The following is a 2256-nucleotide window of genomic DNA, read 5'->3' as shown; positions in this document are numbered from 1 at the left end:
CGTGCTCGTCCTCGGCGGCGGCGACGGCCTCGCCGCCGCCGAGGACGAGCACGCGTGCGTGGGGGCCGTTCATCGCGGGAGCCACGAGGGCCTGGTGGTAGCGGTGCTCGTCGCGTCCGCTGACCCTCAGGCGGCCGTCGAGGAAGAGGTTGAGGGGCCGGCCGTGGTCGCCGCCGGTGAGGACGACCTCCTGGACATCGGTCTGGAGCGCGACGCGGACGTCCTTGCCGTAGACGGCCTGCCGTGCGGCCCGTTCGAAGTCGTCGACCAGGACGGCGGCGGAGGCGAGCAGGCCGAGGACGGTGAGGTTGGTGATCACCAGGAGCCAGCGGCAGCGGCGGCTCAGGTCGCGGCGGAACAGGCCCAGCACCAGCGAGCCGCCGGCGACCACGTTGACCGTGCCGGTGAGCAGGGTGCCGGTGAGCTGGCCGAGGAAGGGGAGGAGCAGGAAGGGGAACGCGAGGCCGCCGACCAGGGCGCCGACGTAGTCCGCCGCGAAGAGGTCGGCGACCGCGCCGCCCGCGTCCTGGCGGCGGATGCGCTGGATCAGCTCCATCAACAACGGCACCTCGGCGCCGATCAGCAGGCCGATCGCGAGCGAGAAGGCGACCAGGAGACAGCGCGGGCCCTGCGCCCACAGGCCGCCCCAGTTCCCGGTCCAGGCGAAGACCGCGTACAACGCCATCGCGCTGCACCCGCCGATCAGCGCGAGCGCCGCCTCGACCGCGCCGAAACCGGCCGCCGCGTGCCAGCGCAGGCGCTTCGCGGCGAGCGAGCCGATGCCCATCGCGAACACCATCACGGACAGGACGACGGACGCCTGGGTGACCGAGTCGCCGATCAAGTACGAGGCGAGGGCGACGAGTTCGAGTTCGTACACGAGTCCGCAGGCCGCGCAGACGAAGACCCCCGCGAGCACCAGGAACCGGCCCGTGCCCGGCCGTACGGGCAGCCGCGCGGGGCCTGCCCACGGTGGCTGGGTACCCGGCCGGGCCGGCGCGTGCGGTTCGATCACGCTGCGACGTTACGTCACATGGTGGGCACGCTTCGTCACCCACACGTGTGGAATGTGTTTACAGCGACGGGGGTCGGTGTCGGCCCTCAGCCCCGGGCGTACGACTCCCACGGCTCGGGCGTACGGCCCCTACGGCTCGGGCGTGCGGCTCCCGCGCGTCACACCGGTGACGGCACCACGTGCCCCACCGGCACCCGCACCCCCACCCGCGTCCGCGTCGCCACCAACTGCCCGTCCTGCGGATACGCGTGCCAGGTGCGCCAGTGCACCTGGCCCTCGTGCCGCTGGGCGAGCATCGCGGTGAAGGCGTGCGGGCTGCCGGGGAAGACCCCGGCCAGGCCGTTGGGATGGTCGGCGACCAGGGCCAGCAGTTCCTGGGCGCGGCCCGCGAACTGCCCCGGGGACAGCACCTCGACCCGGGCCGCGAACTCGTACTCCCAGTCGCCGACCCGCTTGGCGACCCCGAGCGGCAGCGGTGTGCTGGAACCCGGGATGCACGCGACCGTCTCCGAACAGCAGCCCCGCTCCTCGTCCAGGAGTACCTGGTGGGACGCGCCGAGCAGTCTCAACTGAAGCTTGGCACCGGCCAGTTCGAGATCGAGTGTGGCCAGGGCGGGAAGCGGCTCGCGCCCCAGGGTCCAGGCGAGGTCGGCCGCGCGCGTGTCGGTGTAGGAGGTCTTCAGGGTCGTGAGCATGGATCGGCTCCGCTAGCACGCAAAGAAAGGGGAGGTGTGGGGTCCGGCGCACCCCGGGCGACACCGGGACATCGGCCCGGTCAGCCCGTCGGCCCAGTCAGGAGAAGGTGTCTGCGGGCGTCCGAGGGGCTGCGTTGGGGCTGCGTTGGTGATTTAGAGGGAATCATGAACGGTGGCGCCACCACATGCTTTTTACCCAACTTCGTGGGGTTTCCATCCCTCAGGGGGCTGCACAGCTCAACTGTTCAACGAAGGCGTACGCCCAGGAGTGTCAGGCGCGCGCCGGAGCGCCCGCCGGGAGCGATCTCCCGACGGACGCCACGACCCCGGACCAGGCGAGCACAAGGGCCGGACCCAGGCCCGGACAAGACCCGGACAAGGCCCCTCGCAGGACCCCTTCCGCGATGCTCAGCCGCCCCGTGTCGGCTGCCACCACGTCCACCCGATCGGCCTCCGCCGACCTTGCCCGATCGCCCCTCCGGTCCGCCCGGTCTCCCCCGCCGACCCCTGCTCGGCCGACTTCCGCCGACCTGCCCGGCCGCCCCC

General features: G+C 72.4%; 1 protein-coding gene and 1 pseudogene. Both read right to left on the bottom strand.

The features are described 5' to 3' along the window. Positions 1 to 1015, bottom strand: a pseudogene (locus JHN63_RS51570) (spermidine synthase); the annotation flags it as partial. Positions 1016 to 1173: 158 nt separating this feature from the next. Then, positions 1174 to 1710 carry a DUF2617 family protein gene (locus JHN63_RS51565; protein ID WP_200692011.1) on the bottom strand — a complete coding sequence of 179 codons (537 nt, stop codon included), beginning with the start codon at positions 1708 to 1710 and terminating at the stop codon, positions 1174 to 1176. Between the last annotated feature and the right edge of the window lie 546 nt (positions 1711 to 2256).

The sequence above is a fragment of the Streptomyces sp. MBT65 genome, assembly GCF_016612545.1.
Taxonomy (GTDB): Bacteria; Actinomycetota; Actinomycetes; order Streptomycetales; family Streptomycetaceae; genus Streptomyces.
Note: the sequence above shows the minus strand (reverse complement) of the source record. Positions and strands in the feature narration are given on the sequence as shown.

Coding starts and splice junctions, on each gene's coding strand:
- JHN63_RS51565 (WP_200692011.1), bottom strand. CDS start 1,710: ATGCTCACGACCCTGAAGACCTCCTACACCGACACGCGCGCGGCCGAC.